The organism is Salinivibrio sp. MA427, assembly GCF_001996115.1.
Taxonomy (GTDB): Bacteria; Pseudomonadota; Gammaproteobacteria; order Enterobacterales; family Vibrionaceae; genus Salinivibrio; species Salinivibrio costicola.
This window is the reverse complement of sequence record NZ_MUFH01000321.1, coordinates 1-3,489: the sequence shown is the minus strand read 5'-3', so window position 1 is coordinate 3,489 and position 3,489 is coordinate 1. Positions and strand designations below refer to the sequence as shown.

General features: G+C 50.8%; 3 protein-coding genes. 1 reads left to right on the top strand and 2 read right to left on the bottom strand.

The features are described from left to right. A partial coding sequence (locus tag BZG79_RS13930) for a hypothetical protein (RefSeq protein ID WP_199877911.1) occupies positions 1 to 2,104 on the top strand: 2,104 nt, incomplete at its 5' end. Between the two features lie 5 nt (positions 2,105 to 2,109). Here the strand turns inward: BZG79_RS13930 and BZG79_RS13925 are convergent. Beyond that, positions 2,110 to 2,538, bottom strand: a complete 429-nt coding sequence (locus tag BZG79_RS13925; RefSeq protein WP_077774698.1) for an HIT domain-containing protein — start codon at positions 2,536 to 2,538, stop codon at positions 2,110 to 2,112. Positions 2,539 to 2,618: 80 nt separating this feature from the next. Further along, positions 2,619 to 3,489 (bottom strand): arginine--tRNA ligase (gene argS, locus BZG79_RS13920; RefSeq protein ID WP_077774697.1); only part of this gene is annotated, 871 nt, incomplete at its 5' end.

Below are 3,489 nucleotides of genomic sequence, written 5' to 3'. Positions count from 1 at the left end.
GCTTAATAATCAAGGCGATATTTATTTCTTCGATGGACAACAATCCCACCCTCTAGATGAAACGCTGACCTTACCTGACGAAAAAATAGTGACCATCGCCTATGCCCACCAAACGTTATGGCTTGCGGGTCAACGAGGTATTTACCGCTTTCGCACGGGCGACAATACACTAATCCAATATAAGTTGTCAGACAGCGGCAAAGACACACGCGGCGAGAGTCAACCTCGATTAGCCGCGGTGAATAACACGCTGTGGTATATCCAAGATGGACAATTAAGCCGTTATCACGTTAAAGAGAATCAATTTCGTATTTGGCGAGCTGGTCAATGGCGTGCGGACCATACGTGGCTTACCGCTGAGCACCGATTAGTCGCGATCGGCAAAGGTTTGTATCAGCTTACCGATGACGGTATTCGCCAACTCACGCGCTTTACGAGCTCTGTGACTGCGATAACGGCAAAGGGAGATAGAGCTTGGGTCAGTACTGAACGAGGCGTCTACCTCTTAGCGTTATCAGACCGTGCGGTTCAAGCACGGCATCTACTTAATACCCAAGGGGGTTACCAGCGCCTAACGGTCGGCTCCGGTGGGCTTTGGGCGGCGCGCGCCGATGGCGTCTATTTTCTCTCTATTGGCGGGGAAGCAACGCCCGTATGGCAACCCGGCGCTCGGTTAATACCGGGAAAGTCAGTCACATTTTTGTGGGGCGACTTTGAGGGCGGCGTCTGGTTTTCAACCGATAAGACAACCCGTTATCGCGCGCCTGGGCAACGCTGGATTTCGCATCAACATCAGGATGTGCCAACAGCGATGACACAAGGTTTTATGGCCAGTAGTGATTGGCGGGGGCTGTATTCAGGCGGTTGGCGGAATTTAAGCGCTGACCTCACGCTCCCCGAGTCTCTCTCGTCACTCCCGGCTCAGCATTTATATGTCGACTCAAATGGCGTTATGTGGCTGGCGTTCAAGGATCGCCTCATTCGCTATTGGCCTGAATCTGAAAAGGTTATCGATTATGGCACCGACTGGCAATCTGATGCGGGCGATATATTAGGCTTTTATGATGATGGCAGAGGGAGTGTTTGGATTCGTCATCGCCAAGGGCTGACGCGTTATCGTCATGACCAGTTCCAGCCGATACCGCTCATGGATGCTTTACTACCCATCGTTGATCTCTATGCCGATGAGCAAGGGCGGGTATGGTTGGTGAATAATAAGGGGCTATATCAATACAACCCAAACTTATCTAATTCAACCTCGGTGGCGTACCTAGCATTGGAGAATGAAGCCTTTCGCTGTATCACTGGAAATCGAGATGGTATCTGGGCGTACAGTAATCAGGCTTTAATCCACATTGCACCACGAGGTTTTATCCGCACTTTCCGACTGCCTTCTGAGTCTGAGCAAGTGGCTTGTTTTGCGTCTCGCCCGCATCAGTTGACCATTCTGGACGCTGAAAATAAGTACGTGATTGAAACCGACCAACTCGCGTTTTCGCTGCGTAAACCGCCTCAGGTGGTGATCGGGGCTCTGTGGCAGCAACATAAGCGCTGGCGTGTTGGCCCACGCCAGCAGACCGCAATCACACTGCTCGAAAAAAGCCCGGTTAACGTGTCTTGGGGAAGCTGGCCGCCAGAGCGTCAGGTCTCTCGTATTCATTACCAATTGGTCCCTTACCGACAATCTGGCCAGTCTTTGGCTAAACCGCTGGCCGCTTGGCAGCAAACCGGAAGAGAAACCTTCTCGTTAGCGAATATGGTCGGAGGGCACTATCAGCTTCGGATTGCCATTCCGCGTGATGGCGCGTCGCATACTGTGCTGGATATGAGGGTCTCTATGCCGATATTGCCTCACCTGGTGAGCGGTGTCGTTTTGATGCTCTTTGTCAGTATTGTATTAGCCGCAGTTAGGTTAGCGTTCAAACAACGGCACCAGGTTGGGCAGCATACTGATTTTCCCTTGGATCATGCCGGTGCATATCCGGTTTTTCAGTCCACGTTGAAACCCATGTGGACTGAATACCAAGCGCTCGCTGTGCCGAGTGAAACTAAAAAACGAGAGGGTGCAACGGAGGCCTTGGCGGAATCCTCGGATGCTGGGTGACATGATCACGACAAAACCGTTAGTCCTTGAGTAACAAGCGCCTCTCTAAACTGACTTACAAGTGCTGTTTGCTGTGACGGTGAGCGCGGCGTCGCCTGGAGGTGCCCCCAGATTGGATTGGGCCATACTGCATCGTCGCGAAATCGCGCAACATGATGGAGATGAAGCTGCGGGACCAGATTACCAATCGCCGCAATATTGAGCTTGTCGGGAGCAAAAAGTGATTCTAGACAGCTTGCGACCAGGGCGGACTCTTGCCAGAGTGTTTGTTGATCGCTTGGGCTGAGATGATGGATTTCTTCGATGCCACTTATCCGAGGGATAAGCAAAAGCCATGGACCAAAATCTGCGCCTGCAAGGCGTAATTGGCACAATGCAAAATCGCCGACATACGCGCTGTCAGCGGCTAAACGAGGGTGAAGAGAAAAAGACATAGCCACTCCGTATTGAAATGAATCTCGCCAGCTTATATCACAACCGACGAGTGGGTCANGTTATATTGTCCGCTTAGCCATTACATGCGTTCAAGCGTATTGATGCCCAATAGCGCCAAACCTTGCTTGATGGTTTTCGCAGTGAGTGCGGCCATGCGCAAGCGGCTTTGGCGAGTGTGTCCTTCTGAGAGCAGGATTGGGCAAGCTTCATAAAAACTAGAGAACAAGCCTGCAAGCTCAAAGAGGTAACTACACATTAAGTGCGGCTGTCCTTCTCGGGCTACAGATTTCACGGCTTCTTCAAATTGCAGTAGCTTAGCAACCAATGCTTTTTCTTTTTCGTGCTCAATGATCATCTCACCGTCAAGCGCATCCCGATCGACGCCTGATTTTGCAAAGACTGAGGCAACGCGGGTATATGCGTATTGCATGTAAGGCGCGGTATTCCCCTCAAAGGCCAGCATATGATCCCAGTCGAAAATATAATCGGTAGTACGGTGCTTGGAGAGATCGGARTATTTTACCGCTGCCATCGCAACCGTCGTCGCGATATTCGCTTGCTCGGCCGCATCCATGTCAGGATTCTTTTCAGCAATCAGTGCTTTGGCACGCGTTTCTGCTTCGTCCAATAGGTCAGCAAGACGCACTGTGCCGCCCGCACGTGTTTTAAACGGTTTACCATCTTTACCCAGCATCATGCCGAATGCATGGTGCTCCAAGCTAACGGTTTCCGGAACATACTCGGCTTTACGAACAATGGTCCAGGCTTGCATTAGATGTTGATGCTGGCGTGAATCAATGAAATACATTACGCGATCAGCGTTAAACTGTTCATAGCGATACTTGGCGCAAGCAATATCGGTGGTGGTATAAAGAAAGCCGCCATCACGTTTTTGGATGATTACACCCATCGGCTCGCCATCTTTATTTTTATATTCGTCGAGAAAGACC